The sequence below is a fragment of the Sulfitobacter sp. D7 genome (genome assembly GCF_003611275.1).
GTDB lineage: Bacteria > Pseudomonadota > Alphaproteobacteria > Rhodobacterales > Rhodobacteraceae > Sulfitobacter > Sulfitobacter profundi.
The window spans coordinates 2,575,723-2,600,072 of sequence record NZ_CP020694.1 but is presented as its reverse complement, the minus strand read 5'-3'; the positions used below and the strand labels follow the sequence as shown (position 1 = coordinate 2,600,072).

21 protein-coding genes are annotated in these 24,350 nt (G+C 62.6%); 14 read left to right on the top strand and 7 right to left on the bottom strand.

Annotated features, from left to right (window positions below; all coding sequences use genetic code 11):
• Positions 1–30: 30 nt before the first annotated feature.
• Entirely contained in the window at positions 31–1,365 is a 1,335-nt protein-coding gene (locus B5M07_RS12555) for an 8-oxoguanine deaminase (protein WP_120351563.1), read from the top strand.
• Positions 1,362–1,781, top strand: a complete 420-nt coding sequence (locus B5M07_RS12550; RefSeq protein WP_120351562.1) for a CAP domain-containing protein — start codon at positions 1,362–1,364, stop codon at positions 1,779–1,781. The genes B5M07_RS12555 and B5M07_RS12550 overlap by 4 nt, the downstream gene beginning before the upstream one ends.
• 24 nt (positions 1,782–1,805) lie before the next feature.
• On the opposite strand, the gene guaD is transcribed toward B5M07_RS12550, so the two are convergent.
• A complete protein-coding gene (gene guaD / locus B5M07_RS12545; protein WP_120351561.1) occupies positions 1,806–3,107 on the bottom strand; it encodes a guanine deaminase in 1,302 nt (433 codons plus the stop codon).
• Between the two features lie 121 nt (positions 3,108–3,228).
• Here guaD and mgtE point away from each other — a divergent pair, with 121 nt between their 5' ends.
• The 4 genes from mgtE to B5M07_RS12525 all read left to right on the top strand — a co-directional run bounded on the left by mgtE (position 3,229) and on the right by B5M07_RS12525 (position 7,982).
• Positions 3,229–4,632, top strand: coding sequence for a magnesium transporter (mgtE, locus tag B5M07_RS12540; RefSeq protein ID WP_120351560.1), 1,404 nt, complete (start codon positions 3,229–3,231; stop codon positions 4,630–4,632).
• The gene (locus B5M07_RS12535; RefSeq protein ID WP_120351559.1) at positions 4,629–5,189 is read left to right on the top strand and encodes a 5-formyltetrahydrofolate cyclo-ligase; all 561 of its coding nucleotides are present in this window, start codon (positions 4,629–4,631) and stop codon (positions 5,187–5,189) included. The genes mgtE and B5M07_RS12535 overlap by 4 nt, the downstream gene beginning before the upstream one ends.
• Before the next feature lie 114 nt (positions 5,190–5,303).
• Positions 5,304–6,116, top strand: a complete 813-nt coding sequence (locus B5M07_RS12530; RefSeq protein ID WP_120351558.1) for a TIGR00282 family metallophosphoesterase — start codon at positions 5,304–5,306, stop codon at positions 6,114–6,116.
• Positions 6,117–6,209: 93 nt separating this feature from the next.
• Entirely contained in the window at positions 6,210–7,982 is a 1,773-nt protein-coding gene (locus tag B5M07_RS12525; RefSeq protein WP_120351557.1) for an SLC13 family permease, read from the top strand.
• A gap of 1 nt (position 7,983) precedes the next feature.
• Here the strand turns inward: B5M07_RS12525 and B5M07_RS12520 are convergent, their stop codons facing one another.
• The gene (locus B5M07_RS12520; RefSeq protein ID WP_120351556.1) at positions 7,984–9,018 is read right to left on the bottom strand and encodes a hypothetical protein; all 1,035 of its coding nucleotides are present in this window, start codon (positions 9,016–9,018) and stop codon (positions 7,984–7,986) included.
• 319 nt (positions 9,019–9,337) lie between these two features.
• On the opposite strand from B5M07_RS12520, the gene B5M07_RS19470 reads away from it, so the two are divergent.
• Positions 9,338–10,738, top strand: a complete 1,401-nt coding sequence (locus B5M07_RS19470; protein WP_162931864.1) for a hypothetical protein — start codon at positions 9,338–9,340, stop codon at positions 10,736–10,738.
• 69 nt (positions 10,739–10,807) lie between these two features.
• Here the strand turns inward: B5M07_RS19470 and B5M07_RS12510 are convergent, their stop codons facing one another.
• Together B5M07_RS12510 and B5M07_RS12505 are read right to left on the bottom strand one after the other, a co-directional pair.
• Positions 10,808–11,665, bottom strand: coding sequence for a bile acid:sodium symporter family protein (locus B5M07_RS12510; protein ID WP_120351554.1), 858 nt, complete (start codon positions 11,663–11,665; stop codon positions 10,808–10,810).
• Between the two features lie 79 nt (positions 11,666–11,744).
• Positions 11,745–13,517 carry an SLC13 family permease gene (locus B5M07_RS12505; RefSeq protein ID WP_120351553.1) on the bottom strand — a complete coding sequence of 591 codons (1,773 nt, stop codon included), beginning with the start codon at positions 13,515–13,517 and terminating at the stop codon, positions 11,745–11,747.
• A 119-nt stretch (positions 13,518–13,636) separates the two neighbouring features.
• Here B5M07_RS12505 and B5M07_RS12500 point away from each other — a divergent pair, with 119 nt between their 5' ends.
• The gene (locus B5M07_RS12500; RefSeq protein ID WP_120352256.1) at positions 13,637–14,377 is read left to right on the top strand and encodes a YebC/PmpR family DNA-binding transcriptional regulator; all 741 of its coding nucleotides are present in this window, start codon (positions 13,637–13,639) and stop codon (positions 14,375–14,377) included.
• Here B5M07_RS12500 and B5M07_RS12495 read toward each other — a convergent pair.
• Complete coding sequence (locus B5M07_RS12495; protein WP_120351552.1) at positions 14,374–15,255, bottom strand: LysR family transcriptional regulator ArgP; 882 nt, start codon at positions 15,253–15,255, stop codon at positions 14,374–14,376. The two genes, B5M07_RS12500 and B5M07_RS12495, sit on opposite strands and share 4 nt — an antisense overlap.
• An 88-nt stretch (positions 15,256–15,343) precedes the next feature.
• Between B5M07_RS12495 and B5M07_RS12490 the strand changes: the two genes are divergently transcribed.
• The 6 genes from B5M07_RS12490 to B5M07_RS12465 all read left to right on the top strand — a co-directional run bounded on the left by B5M07_RS12490 (position 15,344) and on the right by B5M07_RS12465 (position 21,611).
• A complete protein-coding gene (locus B5M07_RS12490) occupies positions 15,344–15,943 on the top strand; it encodes a LysE/ArgO family amino acid transporter (RefSeq protein ID WP_067936692.1) in 600 nt (199 codons plus the stop codon).
• A 55-nt stretch (positions 15,944–15,998) separates the two neighbouring features.
• Positions 15,999–16,928 (top strand): DMT family transporter, encoded by a 930-nt coding sequence (locus B5M07_RS12485; RefSeq protein ID WP_120351551.1) that lies wholly within the window; start codon positions 15,999–16,001, stop codon positions 16,926–16,928.
• A gap of 92 nt (positions 16,929–17,020) precedes the next feature.
• On the top strand, positions 17,021–17,596 hold the full coding sequence (betI, locus tag B5M07_RS12480) for a choline-binding transcriptional repressor BetI (protein ID WP_120351550.1): 576 nt from the start codon (positions 17,021–17,023) through the stop codon (positions 17,594–17,596).
• A 76-nt stretch (positions 17,597–17,672) separates the two neighbouring features.
• Positions 17,673–19,130, top strand: a complete 1,458-nt coding sequence (gene betB / locus B5M07_RS12475) for a betaine-aldehyde dehydrogenase (RefSeq protein WP_120351549.1) — start codon at positions 17,673–17,675, stop codon at positions 19,128–19,130.
• Positions 19,131–19,216: 86 nt separating this feature from the next.
• Positions 19,217–20,875 carry a choline dehydrogenase gene (betA, locus tag B5M07_RS12470; protein ID WP_120351548.1) on the top strand — a complete coding sequence of 553 codons (1,659 nt, stop codon included), beginning with the start codon at positions 19,217–19,219 and terminating at the stop codon, positions 20,873–20,875.
• Between the two features lie 61 nt (positions 20,876–20,936).
• Entirely contained in the window at positions 20,937–21,611 is a 675-nt protein-coding gene (locus B5M07_RS12465) for a thermonuclease family protein (protein WP_120351547.1), read from the top strand.
• Here B5M07_RS12465 and B5M07_RS12460 read toward each other — a convergent pair whose 3' ends face one another.
• Both B5M07_RS12460 and B5M07_RS12455 read right to left on the bottom strand, forming a co-directional pair.
• Positions 21,612–23,012 (bottom strand): helix-turn-helix domain-containing protein, encoded by a 1,401-nt coding sequence (locus B5M07_RS12460; RefSeq protein WP_120351546.1) that lies wholly within the window; start codon positions 23,010–23,012, stop codon positions 21,612–21,614. It abuts the gene before it with no gap.
• Between the two features lie 85 nt (positions 23,013–23,097).
• Complete coding sequence (locus B5M07_RS12455; RefSeq protein ID WP_120351545.1) at positions 23,098–24,312, bottom strand: multidrug effflux MFS transporter; 1,215 nt, start codon at positions 24,310–24,312, stop codon at positions 23,098–23,100.
• Between the last annotated feature and the right edge of the window lie 38 nt (positions 24,313–24,350).

Sequence of the window (24,350 nt, the reverse complement as noted above, 5' to 3'; positions counted from 1 at the left end):
ATGAGACGGGCATAGCGAAAAGTGTGACCTATGGCAGAGACCCTCATCCGCGGCGCGGATTACCTCATCACGATGGACGATACCGGGCGCGAGCTTGCCGGTGCAGACCTGTTGCTGCGCGACGGGGTGATTGCCGAGATCGGGCAGGGCCTTCGGACGGAGGGCGAGATTGTCGAGGCGAAGGGTTGCGTCGTCACGCCGGGTCTCGTGAACACGCATCACCACCTTTACCAAAGCATGACCCGCGCCGTGCCGGGCGCACAGGATGCGCTGCTCTTTGGCTGGTTGCAGCGGCTCTATCCGATCTGGGCGCGTATGGGGCCGGAGCATATGTTCGTCTCGGCTCAGATTGGGTTGGCGGAACTGGCGCTGTCGGGCTGTAGCCTGAGTTCGGACCACCTTTATCTCTACCCAAACGGCGTGCGGCTGGAGGATACGATCCACGCCGCCGCCGAACTGGGCCTGCGGTTTCACCCCACGCGCGGGTCGATGAGCATCGGTGAAAGCGATGGTGGCCTGCCGCCCGATGCGCTGGTGGAGCGGGAAGCGGCGATCTTGGAAGATTGCATCCGCGTGGTCGACGCCTTCCATGATCCTGCCGAAGGGTCGATGTGTCGTGTCGGATTGGCACCTTGTTCACCTTTCTCGGTCAGTCGCGAGTTGATGCGCGACACGGCGCTTCTGGCACGCGACAAGGGCGTGATGCTGCACACCCATCTGGCCGAGAATGCCGAGGATGTGGCCTATTCGCTTGAGAAATTCGGTTGCCGCCCCGGAGAATATGCCGAAAGCCTTGGTTGGCTGGGCGATGACGTCTGGCATGCCCATTGTGTGCAGTTGGACGCGTCTGAGATTGACCTCTTTGCCCGGACCCGCACCGGGGTCGCGCATTGCCCCTGTTCCAATTGCCGCCTTGGGTCAGGCATCGCGCCGGTACGGGCGATGCTGGATGCAGGCGTGCCGCTGGGGCTGGGGGTCGATGGATCGGCCAGCAACGACAGCGGCAATCTGGCAGCCGAGGCGCGGCAGGCGATGTTGTTGCAGCGCGTGGCGCGCGGCGCTGATGCGATGAGCCCCCGCGCCGCCTTGGAACTGGCCACACGCGGCGGGGCGGATGTGCTGGGGCGCCCTGATTGCGGGCGGCTGATGGTCGGCAAACGCGCCGATGTGGCAATTTGGGACGTTTCCGGCGTGCATAGTGCGGGCAGTTGGGATCCGGCTGCGCTGCTTCTTGCCGGTCCGACGGCGGTGCGCGACCTTTTCGTTGAAGGCCGACAAGTGGTGCGCGATGGTCGCGTCACCACGATTGACTTGGCCGCGCAGGTGGCGCGGCAAAACGAATTGGCGAAAGGCTTGGCTGAATGAGGCCATTTTTTCTATCGATCCTGATGCTGGCAGGCATGCCGGCATTGGCCGACCCCATGGGGTTGGAGCGCGTAAATGCGTTGCGGGATGTGCAGGGGCTCAAACCCCTCGTCTATGATGGCCGTTTGGCGCAGGCGGCGCAAACCCATGCCAGCGATATGGCCGAGCACGACTATTTCAGCCACAAGGGCCGCGATGGCACGGATGTGGGCCGTCGTGCCGCGATGGCGGGCTATCAATGGTGTTTTGTGGCCGAGAATATCGCCAAGGGGCAGCAGTCATTGGATGAGGTCATGACCGGCTGGACCAACTCGCCGGGGCATTACCGCAATATGGTCGACAGCCGTGCCGAAGAGATGGGGCTGGTGCAGGCCGATAGTGAAGTTTGGGTGATGGTGCTGGGTGCGCCCTGCTGAGGCGACCCACTCACGGTTGGCGCGTTACGCCGTGCCACCCCGACGCGCACCCGCAACCCAAACATCTGCAATCGCCCGATCATCGCCCATCATGATGGTGGCGAAGAGGCTTTCCCAGATATCCTTGGCTGCCGCGTGACGCTGCGCGATGGCGGGGGTGGAGTTGAGCGATAGCACGGTAATATCCGCTTCCATCCCTTCGGCCAGACTGCCGACGTGATCCTGCAGATGCAGACTGCGGGCCGAGCCTGCGGTGGCGAGCCAGATCAGCTGCGCCGCGTGTAGCGGGGTGCCGCGCAGCTGGCCGACTTCATATGCCGCCGCCATGGTGCGGAGCATCGAAAAGGACGAGCCGCCCCCGGTATCCGTCGCCAGCGCCAGCGGAATGCTCCGCGCGGCAAGCCCGGTCATGTCAAACAGCCCCGAACCGATAAACGTATTGGAGGTGGGGCAATGCACCAGCGCCCCGCCTGTCTCTGCCAGCCGGTCAATCTCACGCGGCTCTAGGTGGATCGCATGGCCGTAGAGCCCGCGTTCGCCTAGCAGCCCATGGGCCTCATAGGTATCAAGGTAATCGCGCGCCTCTGGGAACAGGCCGCGCACCCATTCGATCTCATCCGTTTGTTCGCTGAGGTGGGTCTGCATCAGGCAGGTCGGATGCTCTGCCCAAAGCGCGCCTAGGGCCGAGAGTTGTTCGGGCGTTGAGGTCGGAGAGAAACGCGGCGTGATCGCATAGCTCGCGCGGCCCTTGCCGTGCCAACGCTCGATCAGCGCTTTGCTGTCGTCATAGGCCGATTGCACCGTGTCGCGCAGCCCCTCGGGGGCGTTGCGGTCCATGCAGGTCTTGCCCGCTACGATCCGTTGGCCGCGATCCTCTGCCGCCTGAAACAGCGCGTCGGCGCTGTGGGGGTGGATCGTGCAGTAAGACGCAACAGTGGTGGTCCCTTGGGCCAGCGTCAGGTCCAAATAGCGCGCGGCGATGTCGCCCGCATAGGCCGGATCCGAAAGGCGCATCTCTTCGGGGAAGGTGTAGGTGTTCAGCCAGTCGATCAGCCGCTTGCCCCATGACGCGATGATCGCGGTCTGCGGATAATGCACGTGAGCATCGACAAAGCCCGGACAAATCAACGCATCGCCATAGCGCGTCACCTCGGCCTGCGGATGGTCGGCACGCAGGCGTTCGCCATTGCCCACGGCGACAATGCGACTGTCTTCGATCAAGACACCGCCTTCGGTGTCGATCTTCACGGCATCCTCCCACGCGCTTTGCATCGGGTTGCCGGAATAGCTGAGCGTCGCGCCCAAAAGGAGTCGTTGATTTGTCATGCCAGTGGTTTAGGTGAGGGCGAGACGGGGAACAATACCGAAGCGTCGCGGGCGGCATTGTGCCCGTGCGGGCGCTTGCATATTGTCGGCCCAAAGCGCAGCACAGGCACGGAGAACGCGGATGGCAGAGCAGATCGAAGAGCTGGATCCGGCGGTAGCCTCTGAGGAGAATGCCGAAGCCTATATGCTGGACCGCAAGGCCGTTGCCGCGATCCTTGAGACCGTAGAGGCCAACGATCAAGCCCATCTGACCCAGCTGATGGAACCGCTGCACGCGGCGGATATCGCTGACCTTTTGGAACAGATCGACGAGGATGACCGCGCAGCGCTGATCCGGCTTTACGGGCAAGAATTCGACGGCGAGATTCTGTCGGAACTCGACGAGTCGATCCGCGAAGAAGTCATCTCCATCCTGACGCCGCAGGTTCTGACCCAAGCGGTGCGTGAGTTGGACAGCGATGATGTCGTCGACCTGATCGAAGATCTGGAAGACGCGCAGCAGGAAACCATCCTCGACGCGCTGGAGGAAACCGACCGGGTCGCCGTTGAACAGGCGCTGAACTGGCCAGAATACTCCGCCGGTCGTCTGATGCAGCGCGAGGTTGTGATGGCGCCCGAGCATTGGACGGTGGGCCAGACCATCGACCATCTGCGCGCCACCAAGGAAGAAGACCTGCCAGATCAGTTCTATCACATCGTCATGGTCGACCCGCGCCTGCACCCGGTGGGCAACGTGACACTGGGCAAGCTGATGCGCTCGCGCCGCGAGACGCGGCTGGCGGATATCCTGGAGGAAACCTTCCAGATCATCCCCGCCATGCGCGATGAGGGCGATGTGGCCTATGCGTTTAACCAGTACCACCTGATCTCGGCCCCGGTGGTTGATGAAGAGGGGCGGTTGATCGGCGTCATCACCATCGACGACGCCATGGCGGTGCTCGACGAAGAACACGAAGAAGACATCCTGCGACTGGCGGGTGTGGGCGAGGGCTCACTTTCCGACCGTGTGGCGGAAACGACCAAACAGCGTCTGCCATGGCTTGCGGTGAACCTTGTAACGGCGATTGCCGCGTCGATGGTGATTTCGCAGTTCGAGGCCGCGATTGCGCAGATCGTGGCGCTGGCGGTGCTGATGCCGATCGTCGCCTCCATGGGCGGCAACGCGGGCACGCAGAGCCTGACCGTCGCGGTGCGTGCGATTGCGACGAAAGACCTTACCGGCTCGAACGTCTGGCGGGTGATCCGGCGGGAGGTTCTGGTGGGGCTGGTGAACGGTCTGATCTTTGCGGTGATCATGGGGATTGTCGGGGTGATCTGGTTCGGCTCTCCGGCGCTTGGTTATGTGATCGCGACCGCGATGGTGATCAACCTTGTGGTGGCAGGGCTGGCTGGCACCGGTATTCCGATCTTGCTGGAGCGGTTCGGGATTGACCCGGCGCTCGCCTCGGGGGCCTTTGTGACCACGGTGACGGATGTTGTCGGCTTCTTTGCCTTCCTCGGTCTCGCGGCGCTGGTGCTTTTGTGAGCGAGGCTGCAGCGCGTAAGGCCGCGGCGCGCAAGGCCGCCTTTGCCCGCCGCAAGCCGTTGTTTGAACAGGCGAATGCCGCGCAGGCTGGGTATCTGTCTGAAGTTTTGGCAGGCTATCGCGGCGTGCCGCTTTCGGGCTTCATGCCCATTCGCACCGAAATCGACCCCCGCCCGGCCATGGCCGAGGCCTGCGCCCACGGCCCGGTCGGCGTGCCGGTGATCATGTGGCCCGACCACCCGTTGTCGTTCTCGCGCTGGACACCCGAGACGCCGATGGTGGCGGGCACTTTCGGCGCGATGATCCCCGAACATAACGATTTTTTCGAACCCGAGATCGTGATCGTTCCGCTGCTGGCCTTTAACCGCGCAGGCGCGCGGCTGGGCTATGGCGGCGGATTTTATGATCGGACACTGGCGATGCTGCGCGCGCGCCGGGCCACCATGGCAATCGGTTTCGCCTTTGCCGGGCAGGAGAGCGACGACGTTCCGTTGGAAGACACCGATGAGCCGCTGGATCTGATCGTGACAGAGGCCGGGGTGATTGAGGTGGCGTGACGTTAACCCGCCCACGTGGAATAAGGCCCCGCGCGGAGTAAGGCCCCAAATGGAACGAGGCCCCACGCGGAATAAGGGTTGCCGCCAAGCCGCGCGCGTCCTAGTCCATAAGTTATGAAGATTTTGTTTCTTGGCGATGTGATGGGCCGGGCCGGACGGCGGGCGATCACCGAAAATCTGGCGCGGCTGCGGCGCGACTGGAAGCTCGATTTCATTGTGGTCAATGGCGAGAATGCGACCGGCGGCATGGGGCTTTCGGGCGCACATGCCAAGACGTTGCTAGAGGCCGGGGCCGATTGCCTGACCCTTGGCGATCATGCTTTTGACCAGAAAGACATGCTCAGCTTTATAGAGCAGGAGCCGCGCGTGATCCGCCCGCTGAACTTTTCTAAGAATGCACCGGGCAAGGGGGCCAAGCTGTTCACAGCGCAGAATGGCAAGAAGGTCTTGGTGACCCAAGCGCTCGGCCAAGTCTTTATGAAACGCCCTTTTGATGATCCCTTTTCGGCGCTGGAGCCGGTGCTGAAAACGCACCCTCTGGGCGGAATGGCGCAGGCGATCATCGTCGATATGCACTGCGAAGCTACGAGCGAAAAGATGGCCATGGGCCACTGGTGCGACGGGCGGGCGAGCCTTGTTGTCGGCACCCATACCCATGTGCCCACCGCCGATGCGATGATCCTGCCGGGCGGGACGGCCTACCTCAGCGATGCGGGGATGTGCGGTGATTATCATTCGGTGATCGGCATGGATAAAGCCGAGCCGCTGCGCCGTTTCATCACCGGCATGCCGCGCGAACGTTTCACCCCTGCCAATGGCGAGGCGACACTCTCAGGCGTTTATATCGAAACGGATGACCGCACGGGCCGGGCCACGCGGATCGTGCCGGTGCGCGAGGGCGGTGCCTTGCAGGCCAGCGCACCTTAAGTTCAGCACGGCGCGGCGACGCGTCGCGCTTGCACCGAAGGCCGCAATCGGCGTAACTGGACAACGGCCTTTTGCCCGAATGACAGGTTCTTGATGGAATTTTTCAGCTTCTCTCCGATGGAGACGGCGGTGCTCACCCTCGTGGTCGTCGGCATGATGTTCGTGCTTTTCCTGCGCGAAGCTTTCCCCACCGAAGTGGTCGCCATCGCCGGTGCCGCGCTTTTGCTGGCCATCGGCGTCTTGCCCTATGACGATGCGCTGGCGGTGCTGTCGAACCCCGCGCCTTGGACCATTGCAGCCATGTTCATCATCATGGGGGCCTTGGTGCGGACCGGGGCGTTGGATGTGCTAACCCGGCTGGCCGAACGCTCGGCCAAGACCCACCCCAAGACGGCGGTGGCGGGGGTGATCCTGTCGGTCATGGCGGCGAGTGCGATCATGAACAACACGCCCGTCGTCGTGGTGATGATCCCGGTGGTCGTGCAACTCACCCGTACGCTCAATACCAAAGCCTCTAAGCTGCTGATCCCGCTCAGCTATGCCGCGATCATGGGCGGCTCTCTCACGCTGATCGGCACCTCGACCAACCTGTTGGTGGATGGTGTGGCGCGGTCGCAGGGGATGGCGCCTTTCGGGATCTTCGAGATCCTTCCCGTGGGTCTTGTCGTCTGCACATGGGGTTTGATTTACATGCTGTTTTTCGCCGACAAACTGCTGCCCGCGCGCGACAGCATGGCGAATATGCTCTCGGATCGCTCCAAGATGAAGTTCTTTACCGAGGCGGTGATCCCCCCTGAAAGCAACTTGATTGGCCGCGAAGTGCTGGACGTGCAGCTGTTCAAACGCGAGGGCGTGCGGTTGATCGACGTGGTGCGAGGCGACGATTCATTGCGCCGCAACCTCAAAGGCGTTGAGCTTCAGGTCGGGGACCGCGTGGTGCTGCGGACCCAGATGACCGAGCTGTTGAGCCTGCAAAACAACAAGGAACTGCGCCGGGTCGACCAGCTTTCGGCAGTGGAAACCACGACCGTCGAAGTGCTGATCACCCCCGGTTGCCGGATGGTGGGGCGCAGTTTGGGCTCCATGCGGCTGCGGCGGCGCTATGGCGTCTATCCGCTGGCGGTGCATCGGCGGAACCAGAATATCGGCCAACAGCTTGACCAACTGATCGTCAAAGTGGGGGACACGCTGCTGCTGGAAGGCGCTGCAGAGGATATTCAGCGTCTGGCCAGCGAGATGAACCTCGTTGACGTGACCCAACCCTCGGCCCGTGCGTTTCGGCGGGGCCATGCGCCGATCGCCATCGCGGCGCTGGTGGGCATCGTCACACTGGCGGCCTTCAACGTCGCGCCGATCTTGGCTTTGGCCGTGATCGCCGTGGCCGTGGTGCTGGTGACCGGCTGTATCGACGCAGAGGAGGCATTCTCTTTCGTCGAAGGGCGCTTGTTGGCGCTGATCTTTGCCATGCTGGCCGTTGGCGCTGCCCTGCAGAACTCAGGGGCGATTGCGCTGATCGTCGACAATATCGCGCCGGGATTGGCACAGTTGCCGCCGTTTTTCATCATCTGGGCGGTGTTCCTGCTGACCACGACCCTTACCGAGATCGTCAGCAACAATGCTGTGGCAGTCATCATGACGCCGATCGCCATCAGCCTCAGCGCCGCCCTTGGCATGGACCCGCGCCCGCTGGTTGTGGCGGTGATGATCGCGGCCTCCTGCGCCTTTGCCACGCCCATCGGCTATCAGACCAATACGTTGGTTTACGGGCCGGGGGGGTATAAATTCACCGATTTCATGCGCATCGGGATCCCGCTGAACCTGAGCATGTCGCTGTTGGTAAGCGCGGTGATCCCGCTGTTTTGGTAACTCAGGCGCTGCGCTGCTTTTCGGTCTGGGCGACGATCGCTTCAAATCCCGCCTGCGCCTCAAGGAAGTTGCGTGTCAGCGGCGCGGTGAGTTCGGATTGGTCCGAGAAATAGGCCCCAACCCGGCAGATATGCGCCGCGAATTCGGGGTGCACGCCTGCATCATCATAGCGCCGGATGCGGTCTTTGCTCAGCCAGCCACGTTTCTTGGCTTCCTTGCTGATCAGTTTAAGCCGCTGCACGGCATGGAAGGTCAGGTAAACCGAAAGGTAGTCAAGGTAGTCGGGCAGGGGGATGCCGCAGGTGGGATCGAAGGCGTCGATTACCACGTCGACCATGTCCTGCGGGGCGACGGGCCACGCCTCATCCCCGATCAGCCAAGCGATGTCTTCGGCGCCATGGCGCAGCCCGGCATATTCAAAGTCGAACCAGCGCAATTTGTCATCCCGGCCAATCGCGGCATTGCCCGACCGGCAGTCCCACTTCACGAATTGCCGCGCCGGGGCGTTGATACGTTCATAGGCGGCGGTGCGGTCGAACTGGTCTGAAATGCCGCCCCCGAGGTCTTTTAGAAAGTCCACCGCATCAACGAAGTTCAGCACCCAATCGCGGTTATTGCCCAGATGCGGCATGATGGCGTTCAACTCGGTCTGGCGCGCGGCGCCATGGATGCGAAAAATGGCCGATACGGCCTCTCCCGCAAGATCAAGCTGTACCGCTGGCGCGACCTGCGCGACCTCAACATTGAGGCGGCGTTTGCCGACATCGGATTGGAACATGATCTCACCCACCACACCCAGACATTCGGGCAGGTCGCTGCAATGGCGGCCAAGTTCGGTCAGCACATGGGCTTCCAAATGGGTGCGGCGAAAGTTCGGGCGCAGGGTTGCGATGACGGTACTATCGGTCAGGTGCAGCCGGAAACTTGACCGGTTCTCACCACCGGGGGCCGATACCCGTGCCACGTCTTGGCCAAAATGCTTGCGCGCCGCTGCGACGATCTGCGCCTGAGCGCTTTGTTCCTTGGGTCGTGCCATGGGGCCTCCGCTGGTGTTTCCGTCTGTCTAGGCGTTTTGACGGTCGAGGGTACGGCGGGTTTTGGGCAAAACAAAGGCAATTTCAGCCTATCCGGCCGGAGTGATTCGCCGCCATTCGGTATGTTTGGCCTATACCAAAGGACAATGCGTCTGCGCGGCGCGTTACTGTTTCGCGATTATGTCGACATCTGGCCTCATTCATCGAAAAAATGGAAAGAATTTGCCGAAAGAGAATTGCGCCTGTTAGTTTCGCAAGTCTGTGGGGGACGTGGCGCTGCAAAGCGGTCGCGACTGCAAAAGTATATGAGGGATTGGTGTCATGGGTTACAGATTCTCTAAAGGTTGGAACAGTAAAGACGATAGCTGGTCCACCGATGGTGCGGCGGGCAGCGGTTGCGACGCCAGCGGAACGAAGTCCTATCACAACGGCGGGGTAGAGGGATCCTCCTTCGCGAAATGGTATGACGAAAACCTGGCCGGGAAGTTCGACGGGAGCGATGACGGCAAGGGTTCTGGTTCTGGCGGCACCAAGGGTTCTGGTTCGGGTGGCACCAAGGGTTCCGGCTCTGGTGGTACCAAAGGCACCGGCTCTGGCGGCACGAAGGGCTCCGGTTCTGGCGGCACGAAGGGTTCCGGTTCTGGCGGCACGAAGGGTTCCGGCTCTGGCGGCACGAAGGGCTCCGGCTCTGGCGGCACGAAGGGCTCCGGCTCTGGTGGCACGAAGGGCTCCGGTTCTGGCGGTACGAAGGGTTCCGGTTCTGGTGGCACGAAGGGCTCCGGTTCTGGCGGTACGAAGGGCTCCGGCTCTGGCGGCACGAAGGGCTCCGGTTCTGGCGGTACGAAGGGTTCCGGCTCTGGCGGCACGAAGGGTTCCGGTTCTGGTGGCACGAAAGGTTCTGGTTCGGGCGGTACGAAGGGCTCCGGCTCTGGCGGTACGAAGGGTTCCGGTTCTGGCGGTACGAAGGGTCCCGGCTCGGGCGGCACGAAGGGCTCCGGTTCTGGTGGTACGAAGGGTTCCGGCTCTGGCGGCACCAAGGGCTCCGGCACTTGCGGAACGAAGGGCTCCGGCTCTGGCGGTACGCAAGGTAGTGATACCGGTGGCGACGATAAAACCGTTCTGAAATTCCTGATGGGGGAGAATGGAGAGACCACAGTCGCCGTCACTGAGATGCCTAATGGCGAGTTGCACTTCAACCTATCACCCACAAACCCTGAAGCTGAGTCCCACGCAGATATCAACGGACTTTTCTTCAATGTGACTGACGGGAGTGCGATCGAAGAACTGAACTTCTTCCCTGATGTGAACGCCGAGGGGTATCACCTAACGGACGTGAAGGCTGTTGATGACGGAGTTGACGGTTTCACCGACGGTCCCCAAGCGGGGGGCAATTTTGATGTCGGTCTGCAGTTCGGCACGACCGCTGATAGTTCGGAAGGGGAGGTCAGCAGTACCAACTTTACCCTGTGGACCTTTCCCGGCTCACTGTCGTTCGAGGATATCGATCTGAGCGGGATGCGCCTCGTCGTCGACTCGGACGAGACTGGCGGGGAAGTTCTTGAGGTGACGGGTATGGTCGATCCCGACATGGCCGACCCCGACGCCGCCGACACATCCGACGGCGCGACCGCTCTTATGGACGCGCTCAGCCTTGCCTCCATGCCTTCGGAGGAAGACGAAGAGCCCGACCTCTGTGAGGACGACGCTTTCGACATGGCCTGATGGCCCGTCCCTTAAACAAGAAAGGCGCGTCCCTCGGGGCGCGCCTTTTGTTTGTGCGGCCCCCCACTCTCAGCGCTTGCGAAACCAAAGCACAAAGGGCAGGGCCACCAGATACATGGTAATCCCATAGACCGCCGAGGGCAGGGCGTAGGCGCTGAACCCCGAGGCTTGGCCCGATATCAAAGCGGCGAGGGTGATGCCCAGCGTGGCGTTCTGAATGCCGACCTCAATCGAAATCGTCTTGCGCGTCCGCCACGCCAGCCCCGCGGCCCCGGCGATGCCCAGCCCCAGCAGCATTAAAACGACGTTAAAGCTGATGAGCGCAGGCCCGAGGCTGGCGAGGTTCTCAGCAAAAAGGCTCCAGTTCCCGGCCAAAGCGGCCAGCACGATCAGCACAAAAAGCAGCGCGGCGAGGGCCGAGAGACCCGGCTCGATCCGCAGGGCCAAGGCAGGCGCGCCGTGGCGCAGCAGCAGCCCAAGCGCGACGGGCAGGGTGGTGATCAGAAACATCGCCATGGCAAGTGTTGCGACCGACACATCCGGGGCCGCATCGCCCATGAAATGCCGCACGGCGATGGCGGTGAAGATCGGCACGGTCAGAATGCTCAGGAGCGAGACGACCGCCGTCAAAGTCACCGACAGCGCCACATCGCCCCGCGCGAATTTGCTGACCATGTTCGAGGTCACCCCGCCGGGGCAGAAGGACAGGATCATCAGCCCCACCGCCAGCTCTCCGCTGAGGCCAAAGGCCGTGGCGACGGCCCAAGCGGCGGCGGGCACCAGCACCACTTGGCACAGCGCGCCCAACCCGAAAGCGCGCGGGTATTTTGCAACGCGGGTGAAGTCTTGGACCGTAAGGCCGACCCCCAGCGACAGCATGATGATCGCCAAAGACAGCGGCAGTACGACGTTGATTAGAATATCCATTTGTCCCCCCTAAAGCTGAAATCAGCCTAGGGGCGACAAATGCGATCTGGCAAGCCTGACGCGCGCCGGGGGCGCGACGTCAAAGTGGCCAAAAGACGAGGATCGCGGGGATCGACACCGCGACGACGATGATCTCTAGCGGCAGCCCCATGCGCCAATAGTCGCCAAAGGAATAGCCGCCGGGGCCAAGGATCAGGGTGTTGTTCTTATGTCCAATCGGCGTGAGGAACGCCGAAGAGGCCGCCACCGCCACCGCCATCAGGAAGGGGTCGGGCGACACCCCGAGCGTCTGCGCCATCTGGATGCCCACCGGGGCGGCGACGATTGTCGTCGCCGTGTTGTTCAGCACATCCGACAGCGACATGGTCACCACCATGAGCACCGTCAGCACGACCCATGCGGGCAGCCCCTCGGTCAGCCCCACCAGCGCGCCCGCGATCAACTCGGTCCCGCCCGAGGTTTCCAGCGCCGCGCCCAGCGGGATCATGGAGCCCAAAAGCACGATCACCGGCCATTCGATATGAGTATAGAGCTCCGACAGCGGCACGATCTTGGCCAGCACATAGCCCACGACCACCAGCCCAAGCGCAATGGGCAGATAGATCAACCCAAAGGAGGCCGCCGCCACCGCACCTGCGAACATGCCGATGGCAAGCCACGTCTTGCTGTCTTGGGTCACGGCAAGGCCACGGTCGGCCAAGGGCAGTACGCCCAGCCAGTCGGTGACATGGGCCACCGTGTCACGCGGCACCAGCAGCAAGAGGATGTCACCGGGTTTCAGCTCGGTTGTGCGCAGCTGCGAGGTGATCTTGCGGCCTTGCCGAGACAGACCCAGAAGCACCGTGCGCTGGCGCCACGAAAGGCCCACCGCCTGCGCCGTGCGACCATTGAGGCGGGACCCTTCGGTCACCACGACCTCGACAATCTCGACCCCGTCGCCATCGGCCAGCAGCAGGTCTTCGCGGTCACTGTCCGCCAGCGCGAGGTTCAGGGTGCTGCGAAATTCGTCCAGCGCGTCGGGCGTGGCTTCCAGCACGATCGCGTCTCCGGCCTGCAGCACCACGTTGCGCGCGGTGCCATAGCGCCGTTTGCCGTCCCGCATCAGCCCAAGGATCGCCACATCGGCCTTATGTGCTTCTTCCTGTAGCTCTGCCAGACGCTTGCCGATCTGCTTATTGCCCTCGGGCACGGTCAACTCGGCGATATATTCCGCGATATCATCAGCTTCGATCATCGCGTCTTCGCGGGCGGGGATCAAACGCCAGCCGATCAAGGCCACGAAGATCAGCCCGGCAATGGCGGCCAAACCGCCCACCGGGGCAAAGTCGAACATCTTGAAAGGCGCCCCCAGCGATTCCTGCCGGATCGACGCGATGATAATATTGGGCGGCGTGCCAATCAGCGTGGCCATGCCGCCAAGGATGGTGGCAAAACTCAGCGGCATCAGGCTTAGCCCCGGCGCGCGGCCCGCTTTGCGCGCGGTCTGAATGTCGACCGGCATCAAAAGCGCCAAGGCCGCCACGTTGTTCATAAAGGCCGAGAGCACCCCGCCGACGGCCCCCATGATCGAGATATGCGCGCCCAAGCTGCGCGAACTGTCCACCAGCGTGCGGGTGATCAACATCACCGCGCCCGAACGCACCAGCCCGGCGGAAACCACCAGCACCAGCGCCACGATCAGCGTCGCCGGATGGCCAAAGCCGTCAAAGGCGTTTTCCGTGGGCACCACCCCCAGCACCACCCCGGCCATCAGTGCGCCAAATGCCACGATGTCATAGCGAAAGCGGCCCCACAGCAGCAGGCCAAAGACCGCGCCAAAGAGGGTAAAGAGAATGATCTGATCTGTGGTCATATATCCGGTCTAACGTGGTTGCCCCAAAGGAGGAAAGCTAAGCACAGGCCGGGTGGCTTGTTCCAGCGGTGATGCTGGCATATAGAGTGGCGCAAACGCATTGCCAGAACGAGGTATTCATGGCCGGTCACTCCAAATGGGCAAACATCCAGCATCGCAAGGGCCGTCAGGACAAGCTGCGCGCCAAGGTGTTTTCCAAACTTTCCAAGGAAATCACCATCGCGGCCAAGATGGGCGACCCCGACCCGGAAAAGAACCCGCGTCTGCGCATGGCCGTGAAAGAGGCCAAAGGCCAGTCCATGCCCAAGGACAACATCGAACGCGCCATCAAGAAGGCCGTGGGCGGTGAGGGCGAGGATTACGAAGAAATCCGCTATGAGGGCTATGGCCCGAACGGCGTGGCGGTGATCGTGGAAGCGATGACCGACAACCGGAACCGCACCGCTTCGACCGTGCGCTCGACCTTCACCAAGAACGGTGGCAATCTGGGCGAGACAGGCTCGGTCGGTTTTATGTTCGAGCGCAAGGGCGAGGTGATCTATCCCGCGTCCGTGGGCGACGCGGACACCGTGATGTTGGCGGCGATTGAGGCCGGAGCCGAAGATGTCGAAAGCTCCGAAGACGGTCACGTCATCTATTGCGCCGACACCGATCTCAATGATGTGTCGACAGCGCTCGAGGCGGAACTGGGCGAGTCGGAATCGACTAAACTGATCTGGCGTCCGACCACCACCACCGAGATGGACCTTGAGGCCATGGAAAAGCTAATGAAGCTGGTCGATGCGCTTGAGGAAGACGACGACGTGCAGCGCGTCACCACCAATTTCGAAGCCTCTGATGAGGTTATGGCGCAGCTTTAACGCGCCCCTTGCACCAGCGCCTCGCGCGCCGCAGCCCTTATGGCGGCGGTGAGCGGGGCAAGCGCGGGGGCCATGATCCGCGCGACCTGCCAGTAAAGCGGCACATCCAATGGCAATGCGTCGTCGAGCGAGACGAGGCGGCCTTTCTCCATATCCTCAGCCACCAGAGGGGCAGGGTTCATGCCCCAGCCCAAGCCTTCGCGCGCCGCCGCCACGAAGCCGTGACTTGAGGGCAGGTGGTGGCTGGGCGGGGTCAATCGCTGCCTGGTTTTTTGCATCAGCCAGCGCCCCTGCAGTTGATCCTTGCGGTTAAAGGTCAGCATCGGCGCTTGGCCCAGTGTCTCGGTGGTGACGCCGTGGGCAAACCATTTCTTCATATAGGCGGGGCTTGCCGTCGCGTGATAGCGCAGCGCACCCAAAGCCAGCATATCGCAGCCCGGTGCGGCGCGGGCTTGTCCGGTCACAGCCGCGCTGACCTCTCCACGCCGCAGCCAATCGGCGGAGGTGTCTTGATCGTCGATCACCAGATCAAACAGCATCTCCGGTATCTGCGCCAAGGCCGGGATGAGCCATGTCGCCAGTACATCCGCAGGCACCGCCAGCCGCAGCCGGGGCGGGGACGTGTTGCCGCTGACGCCCAATGCCTGCGCTTCGAGCAGGGCCACGTCTTCGGCATGTTTCGCCAGCCGCTGGCCCGTCGGCGTGCCGGTACAGGGTTGGCCGCGCAAGACCAGCGTGGTGCCGACTCGATCCTCAAGCGCCTTCACCCGCTGCGAGATGGCGGAGGGGGTGACCCCGAGCGCCGCCGCCGCCGCGTCAAAGCTGCCAAGTCGCAGGATGCTCGCCAAAGCGGTCAGTTGGGCGCTGTCTAGCTGCATAAGTTTTTCTAATCCAAGCGAAGACTATTGAATTTGAGTAATCTGTACTGCCGCGGTAGGCAAAAGCAACCCAAGACAGGACGCCCCAATGCTGACCTCATTCCTCCCCGGCTTCGCTCTCAGCCTCACTCTCATCATGGCCATCGGCGCGCAGAACGCCTTTGTCCTGCGCCAAGGGCTGCGGCGTGAGCATGTGCTGGTGGTGGTGTTGGTCTGCGCCACTTCGGATGCGATCTTGATCACTGCCGGTGTGGCCGGTTTTGGCGCGCTGGCCGAAGCGGCACCGTGGTTCGGGCCACTGATGCGCTACGGCGGCGCGGCCTTCCTGCTGTGGTACGGTTGGCGCAACGCCGTGTCGGCATGGCGCGGCGGTGAGGGGTTGGAGGCCGAAGGGCAGGCCACCCGCAGCTTGGGCAAGGCGGTCCTAACCCTGCTGGCCCTGACCTGGCTGAACCCGCATGTTTATCTCGACACATTGGTGCTGCTTGGTTCAATCTCGGCGCAGTATCCCGACCGCCTGAGCTTTGGGATCGGCGCAGCGTTGGCGAGTTTCGTGTTCTTCTTTGCCCTCGGCTATGGCGCGCGGCTGCTTGCGCCGCTTTTCGCCAAGCCGCGCAGTTGGCAGATTTTGGACGCCGTCATCGCCGTGACCATGTGGGGGATTGCGATCAAATTGCTTGCGATGTGAATAAAAGTGCCGCGCCCATCTTGCCCTTGGCAGCACTTTGGGAAAGGGTCGCGACATGACACAAAACCCCGCGACCACCCCCGACATCCCCGTTCCCGCCAATCGCCCGCTTGTCGGGGTCTTTTGGATGCTGGTGACCGGGGCATGTTTCATCGGCGTGACCGCGCTGGTCAAATACATGGGGCCGCGCCTGCCCTCGGCAGAGGCCGCATTCCTGCGCTACGCCATGGGGCTGGTCTTTGTTCTGCCGATCCTGCGGTCGCTTTTGTCGACCCCCGTTAGCAAGCGCCAGTGGGGGCTTTTCGGTCTGCGCGGGTTCTTTCATGCGGGCGGGGTGATCTTGTGGTTCTACGCCATGACCCGCCTGCCGATTGCCGAAGTCACGGCGATGAACTACCTCGCGCCGATCTATGTCACTGTCGGCGCTGCGATTTTTCTGGGCGAAAAGCTCGCGGCACGGCGCATCGTGGCGGTCTGTCTGGGGCTGGCGGGCGCGGCGATCATCCTGCGACCGGGTTTCCGCGAAGTTTCGACCGGGCATCTGGCGATGCTGCTGGCGGCGGTGGTGTTTGCGGGGTCTTACCTCTTGGCCAAGGTGCTGGCGGATGAAGCGCGGCCTGTGATGATCGTCACCATGCTGTCGATCTTCGTGACCATCGGCCTTGCGCCCTTCGCCTTCACCGTTTGGATCACGCCCACCGCGCAGGAGTTGCTGATCCTCGCCGGCGTCGCCTTTTTCGCCACGGCGGGGCATTTCACCATGACGCTGGCATTCGCCGCCGCCCCCGTGACGGTGACGCAGCCGGTGACATTCCTGCAACTGGTCTGGGCCACGATCCTTGGTGTGGTGGTCTTTGCCGAACCGGTGGACATCTGGGTGGTGCTGGGCGGAGCCGTGATTTTGGGCTCGGTCACCTTTATCACATGGCGCGAAGCAATGCTGAAACGGCAGGTCACGCCGCCCTCCCACGCCACGAAATTCTGACGTACCACCCCGCCGGGCGGTACTTGATTGACGAGTCAATAAAGATTCCCCTATCCTGAGGCGGTCAACACTGCCCCAAGGACCCGAATCCAATGCCCAAAGTCGGAATGGAACCCATTCGCCGCTCTGCGCTGGTCAAAGCCACCATCGCCGAGATTGGCGAAGCTCAGTCGCTGGATGTGACGGTGAGTCAGATCGCCAAGCGGGCAGGCATGTCGAGCGCGTTGGCGCATCACTATTTCGGCGGCAAGAATCAGATCTTCCTCGCCGCGATGCGCCATATTCTGTCGGAATACGCCGCCGGGGTGCGCGAACGGCTCGCCACGGCACGCACGCCCCACGACCGGGCGGCGGCGATCATTGTCGCCAGTTTCGACGACACCGGCTTTCATCCTGGCACGATCAGCGCGTGGATGACGCTTTATGCCCATGCCCGCACCAATCCCGAAACGCGGCGGCTGCTGACGGCTTATCAAAGCCGTCTGCGCTCGAACCTCACCCATGCGCTGCGCCCGATCAGCCCCCAACCCGAAGGCGACGCCGACACATTAGCGGCGCTGATTGATGGGCTCTATCTGCGCGCCGCGCTGTCGGACGATGTCAGCGCTGCCGAAGCCATGACCCGCGCGCTCTATACCCTCGACCTGCTGCTGAAAGCGGGCCGCTGAACACTGCGGAGAAGGGCGGCATTGCCGCGCTCCGCCTCCTCGAACACTCCGCCCCTCAGGCAAGAAAGTATCTTTGATGTCCTATGATCCCCAGCCCACAGCCAGCCATTTCATCGACGGCGCCTATGTCGAAGACACGGAGGGCACGCCGATCCCGGTAATCTATCCCGCCACGGGCGAGACGATCGCCACGCTCTATGCCGCCACGCCTGCGATCGTTGAACAAGCCATCACCTCGGCCCGCAAGGCGCAGGCCGCATGGGCCGCGATGACAGGCACCGAGCGGGGCCGCATCCTGCGCCGCGCCGCCGACATGATCCGCGAGCGCAACCACGACCTGTCGGTGCTGGAGACCTATGACACCGGCAAACCCTATCAGGAGACCTCTGTCGCCGATGCCACCAGCGGGGCCGACGCATTGGAGTATTTCGGCGGGCTGGCGGGCAGCCTGACGGGCGAGCATATCCAACTGGGCGAAGACTGGGTCTATACCCGTCGTGAGGCGCTTGGCCTGTGCGTGGGCATCGGCGCGTGGAACTACCCCACGCAGATCGCCTGCTGGAAAGCCGCGCCGGCGCTGGCCTGCGGTAATGCGATGATCTTCAAACCGTCCGAGACAACGCCGCTCTGTGCGCTGAAAGTGGCTGAGATACTCGTTGAGGCCGGGCTGCCTGCGGGCCTGTTCAACGTGGTGCAGGGCATGGGCGAAGTGGGGCAATCGCTGGTCACCGACAGCCGCGTCGACAAGGTGTCGCTGACCGGATCCGTCCCAACGGGCCGCAAGGTCTATGCCGCCGCCGCCGAGGGCATCAAACATGTCACGATGGAGTTGGGCGGCAAATCCCCCATGATCGTCTTTGAAGATGCCGATATCGACAATGCCGTGAGCGGCGCGATCTTGGGCAACTTCTATAGCTCCGGCCAGATTTGTTCGAACGGCACGCGGGTCTTTGTGCACCGCGACATCAAGGAGGCGTTTCTTGCGCGGCTGTCTGAGCGGTTGGAAAACGCCGTGATCGGTGACCCGATGGACCCCGACACCAGCTTTGGCCCCATGGTAAGCGACCGCCAGATGCAGATCGCGCTGGACTATGTGGCGAAGGGTGAGGCCGAGGGCGCGCGGCTGGTCTATGGCGGCAAACGGATTGAGCGCGACGGTTTCTACATGCAGCCGACCGTCTTTGCCGATGTTAAAGACGACATGGTCATCGCCCGCGAAGAGATTTTCGGCCCGGTCATGGCCGTGCTCGATTTTGAGGATGAGGCCGAGGTCATGGCCCGTGCCAATGCCACGGAATTCGGCCTCGCCGCTGGTGTCTTTACCCAAAACCTGACCCGCGCACATCGCGTGGCCGCAGGGTTCGAGGCGGGGACCTGCTACATCAATACCTATAATGACGCGCCGGTCGAAGCGCCCTTTGGGGGCATGAAGAACTCCGGCGTGGGCCGCGAAAACTCTAAGGCCGCGATCAACCATTATAGCCAGTTGAAGTCAGTCTACGTCCGCATGGGCGATGTCGAAGCGCCGTTCTAAGCAACGGAAAATTAGGCCGCAGCGCATAAAGCCGACACCGTCGGGCGCTGCCCCGCACCCGTGCGGATTTGCGGAAGGTAAGTGGAATGGAAGCTGAATTTGTAATCGTCGGGGCGGGGTCTGCGGGCTGCGCCATGGCCTACCGTCTGGCCGAGGCGGGGCGGAAGGTGATCGTCATTGAACATGGCGGCAGCGACGCGGGGCCGTTTATTCAGATGCCCGCGGCACTCAGCTATCCGATGAACATGCCGCGCTATGACTGGGGCTATAAATCCGAACCCGAGCCGCATCTGAACGGGCGCGAGTTGGTCTGCCCGCGCGGCAAGGTGATCGGCGGGTCATCCTCGATCAATGGAATGGTCTATGTGCGCGGCCATGCCAAGGATTTCGACCATTGGGAAGAAAGCGGCGCGCAGGGCTGGGGCTATGCCGACGTGCTGCCCTATTACAAACGCATGGAGACCTGGCACGAAAACGGCCATGGCGGCGATGCGGCGTGGCGCGGCACAGACGGCCCGCTGCACGTCAGCCGCGGCCCGCGCGAGAACCCGCTGTTTGACGCTTTCGTACAGGCGGGCTCGCAGGCCGGTTATCAGATGACCGAAGATTACAACGGCGAGAAGCAAGAGGGCTTTGGCCCGATGGAGCAGACGGTCTGGAACGGGCGGCGCTGGTCGGCGGCCAATGCCTACCTGCGGCCTGCACAGAAAACCGGGAATGTGACGCTGATCCGCGCGCTGGCGCAGCGCGTGGTGATCGAAGAGGGCCGCGCCGTGGGGGTCGAGGTCAAGCGCGGCCACCGCACAGAGGTCATCCGTGCGCAGCGCGAGGTGGTGCTGGCCGCGTCATCGATCAACTCGCCGAAACTGCTGATGCTGTCGGGGATCGGTCCGGCGGGTCATCTGGCGCAGCACGGCATCAATGTTGTCGCAGACCGTCCCGGCGTGGGGCAGAACCTACAAGACCATTTGGAGCTCTACATCCAGATGGCCTCCAGCCAGCCGATCACCCTTTATAAGCATTGGAACTTGCTGTCGAAGGCTGTCATCGGCGCGCAGTGGCTCTTTACCAAGACCGGTATGGGCGCCTCTAATCAGTTCGAATCCGCGGCCTTCATCCGCTCGAAGCCCGGCGTGGAATACCCTGATATTCAATACCATTTCCTGCCCATCGCCGTGCGTTACGACGGGCAGGCGGCAGCGGAGGGGCACGGGTTTCAAGCCCATACAGGGCCAATGCGCTCTAAGTCGCGGGGCGACATCACCCTGCGGTCAGCCGACCCGGCAGATGCACCGAAAATCCGCTTTAACTACATGTCGCATCCCGACGATTGGGAGGAGTTCCGCACCTGCATCCGCCTCACACGTGAGATTTTCGCGCAGGAGGCTTTCAAGCCTTTCGTCAAACATGAGATCCAACCCGGCGACGCGCTGCAATCGGATGCGGAGCTTGACAGTTTCATCGCCGAACATGCGGAAAGCGCCTATCATCCCTGTGGCACCTGCCGCATGGGCGCGGCCGACGATCCGAACGCCGTGGTCGACCCGCAGGCGCGGGTGATTGGGGTTGAAGGGCTGCGGGTGGCCGACAGTTCGATCTTTCCGCGCATCACCAATGGCAACCTTAACGCGCCCTCGATCATGGTGGGGGAAAAGGTCTCGGACCTGCTTTTGGGCCGCGATCCACTGCCTCGGGCGAATGACGAACCTTGGCTGCATCCCAATTGGCAGGTTGCGCAGCGCTGATCATTAACCTGTCTTAATCTCCTCCCTTGAAGCTGGCGGGGCAGGGCGTCATACCTGCCCCATGTTAAAGATTTGTTCACTTTTCGCCCTCAGTCTCACGCTGAGTTTCGCAGCAGTATCGGCTGGGGCGCAGACCGTGTCGGGTGTGGTGCGCGTGATCGATGGGGATACCTTCGATCTTGGCGGCACGCGCATCCGCTTGCACGGAATCGACGCGCTTGAGGCAAGCCAGACCTGCGAAACCGATGGCGGGCAGGCTTGGGCCTGCGGTGATTGGACAACGAGAGAGGTGCGCGACAGATACCAAGGGGCCGAAGCGCGCTGTGAAGCGCTGGACCGTGACCGATATGATCGCATCGTCGCCCGCTGCCATGTCGGCGGTGTCGACGTAGGGCAGGCGCTTGTGCAAGAGGGGCTGGCCTTTGCCTATCGCAAATATTCGATGGACTATGATCTGGAGGAAAAGGCAGCCTTTGTCGCAGGGCGTGGCATTCATGGGTTCAAGACCATCTCTCCGGCCCGCTACCGCGTGACGCGCCGCAGCAGTTCAGAACCGGCCCGGCCTGAGGGGAGCTGCCAGATCAAGGGCAATATCAGCGCCAAAGGGACCAAGATTTACCATATGCCGGGGCAGGATTTCTATAGCCGCACCCGCATCAGTACCCGCAAGGGAGAGCGTTGGTTCTGTTCCGAAGCAGAAGCCCGCGGTGCTGGCTGGCGGCGGGCGCGGCGCTGATCACTCCACCCGGTAGGGCAGGGTATCGCGCAGATGCGGGTCGACGACCAACTGCCGTTCCAGCGGCGGGACGGAGCGCTGGTGGCAATCCCGGCGCTCACAAATGCGGCAGGAAATGCCAATCGGTTCAAAGGCATCGCTGCGGGTGACATCCATCCCATCGGCATAGACGAGTGCCGCCGCATGGCGCACCTCGCACCCCAGTGAGATCGCATAACGCCGCACCGGCGCGCCAAACCGCCCCGCCGGCTTCGAGATGTCCCGCGCCAGACTGATATAGCGCACCCCGTCCGGCGTTTCGGCCAATTGGCGCAAGAACCTTCCCGGCGTTTCAAACGCGCGGTGGACATTCCAAAGCGGACAGGCCCCGCCAAAACGCGCGAATTGCAACCGGGTGGCAGAATGGCGCTTCGTGATCGTGCCCGCCTGATCGACCCGCACAAAGAAAAAGGGCACCCCCTTTGCGCCGGGCCGCTGGAGCGTCGAAAGCCTGTGCGCCACCTGCTCAATCGAGGCGCCGAAATGCCCAGCCAGCACCTCCAGATCATGGCGGCAGTCCTGCGCCTTTTGCAGGAATCGCCCATAAGGCAGTAGCGCCGCCCCAGCAAAGTAATTGGCCAACCCGATCTTGGCGATATCCCGGGCGGCGGCGCTGTGGAACCGGGCAAGATCAAGCGTTGCCTCCAGCAGCGCGTCCTGCTGGGTCAGCGCCACTTGGAGCAACATTTGAAAGGTCTGCGTCTCAGGGGCTGCACGGGCCGACAGATGCAGCGTTTTGCGCGCGGGATCATAGGCGCGCAGGCGGTCGTCATCCTCAAAGATCACGGTCACGCCAGCGCGTTCAAGCGCGGTTGCCGCGGTCGCCCGCGTATCGTTACCGCTGCCCGCGCGGGTGGCGAAATGCTCTGCCGCGCGGTCGACGGCATCAATGTAATTGTCGCAATAGTGAAAGAAATCCCGCACCTCCTCCCAAGGGGAGGGCATCGCCCGAGCGTCCTCGCGGCCCAAGGCTTCGTCCAGTGAGGCCAGTCGTTCATGCACCTGCCGGTAGCTTTGGTGCAGGGCGAGAAACGCATGGGCCAGACCCGGCGCGTTGGAGGCGGTGAGGCGCAGATCGGCCACCGGGGGTGTCTTTCCGGCGAAGATCGGATCGGCCAGCGCCTCGCGCAGATCGCTCACCAATCGCTCTCCATCTCCGCTGGAAAGCTCGGTCACGTCGAGCCTGAACTCCGACGCCAGTGCCAGTACCACATTGGTACTGACGGGCCGGTTGTTGTTTTCCATTTGGTTGAGATAGGGCAAGGAGACGCCAAGCCGGGCGGCGAAGTCTTTCTGCGTCAGCCCCGCACGGGTGCGGGTCTCTCGCAGTTTTACACCGGCATAGAGTTTCTGGATCGCCATCCGCGCACCTTTGCAAATTTGCATTTCGCGGCAGCGTAGCTTTGCAAACCCCCGCTCGCAAGCCCGAGGCGGGGGTACTGCTAGGTTAAAGCCCCAAGGCTTTCTCGCGCCGGATCACCACCCAGATGGAGGCGACCGAGGCGATGGCGGTCAGCAGCATCAACCACAATAGCGGATAGGCCCCGGTCTCTGGTGTGAGCAGGGCCCCGGCCAGCGCGCTCAGCGCCGCGCCACCGACGATCATAATCGCCCCGCCAAGCCCAGAGGCCGTCCCCGCCAGATGCGGGCGCACCGACAGCATCCCGGCCGTGGCGTTGGGAATGCACAGGCCATTGCCCAGCCCCACCAGCGTCATCAGCCCGAAAAAGCTGAGCGGGGAGCCGTATCCCGCAAGGAATATCAGCAGCGACACCGTGCCGCCCACAGCATTTGAGATGCAGCCCCAGAGCACCAGCGTATTGACGCCGAAACGGGTCGCGGTGCGCGCGGTGATGAAGTTGCCGATGAAATAACCGATCGCGGGCGCGCCGAAATAAAGGCCCAGCACCGCAGGCTCCATCCCGAAAACCACGGTGCCGACGAAAGGCGCACCGCCGAGATAGGCAAAGAAAGCGCCCGAACAGAAACCTGTCGCAAGCGCATAGCCCCAGAAGCGTGGGGAGCGCAGCAGCTCGGGGTATTCTCCGAATTGCTGGCTCAATGATTTGCCGCTGGCGCGGGCGGTTTCGCCCAAATCCGCCCAAGCCACCCAGAACACCAGCCCGCCGAGGATCAGCATCGCCCAAAAGGAGGCCTGCCAGCCAAACCCCTGCTCCAACAAGCCGCCCAAGGCCGGGCTGATCATCGGCACCAGCGCCATGCCCATGGTGACATAGCCGATCATGGAGGCCGATTCGTCTTGGGTATAAAGGTCGCGGATCACCGCACGGCTCAGCACCATGCCCGTGGCGATGACGGCCTGCGCCATACGAAAGACGAGGAACACGGCGATGTTCGGAGCGAGCAAGCAACCAACCGTGGCCAGGGAAAAGATGCCCAGCCCCCAAAGCATCACGCGCCGCCGCCCGAGGTTGTCGGATATCGGCCCAATGAAGATTTGCAGTATGCCACTGAAGAACAGGTAAAGCGGCACCGAAAGCTGAATCACCGCGTAATCCGTGCCAAAATGCTCTGCCATCTTCGGCAGGCTGGGCAGAAAGATGTTCATCACCATGGCCGAAAGCCCGGCCAGCAGGATCAGCGTTGAAATATGGGGCGGGGTCGTCCGGTCTAGATACCGGACTTTGGGGATATCGCTCATGCAAATGCAAGTAGTCGCGGGCATGGGAAATGTCCATG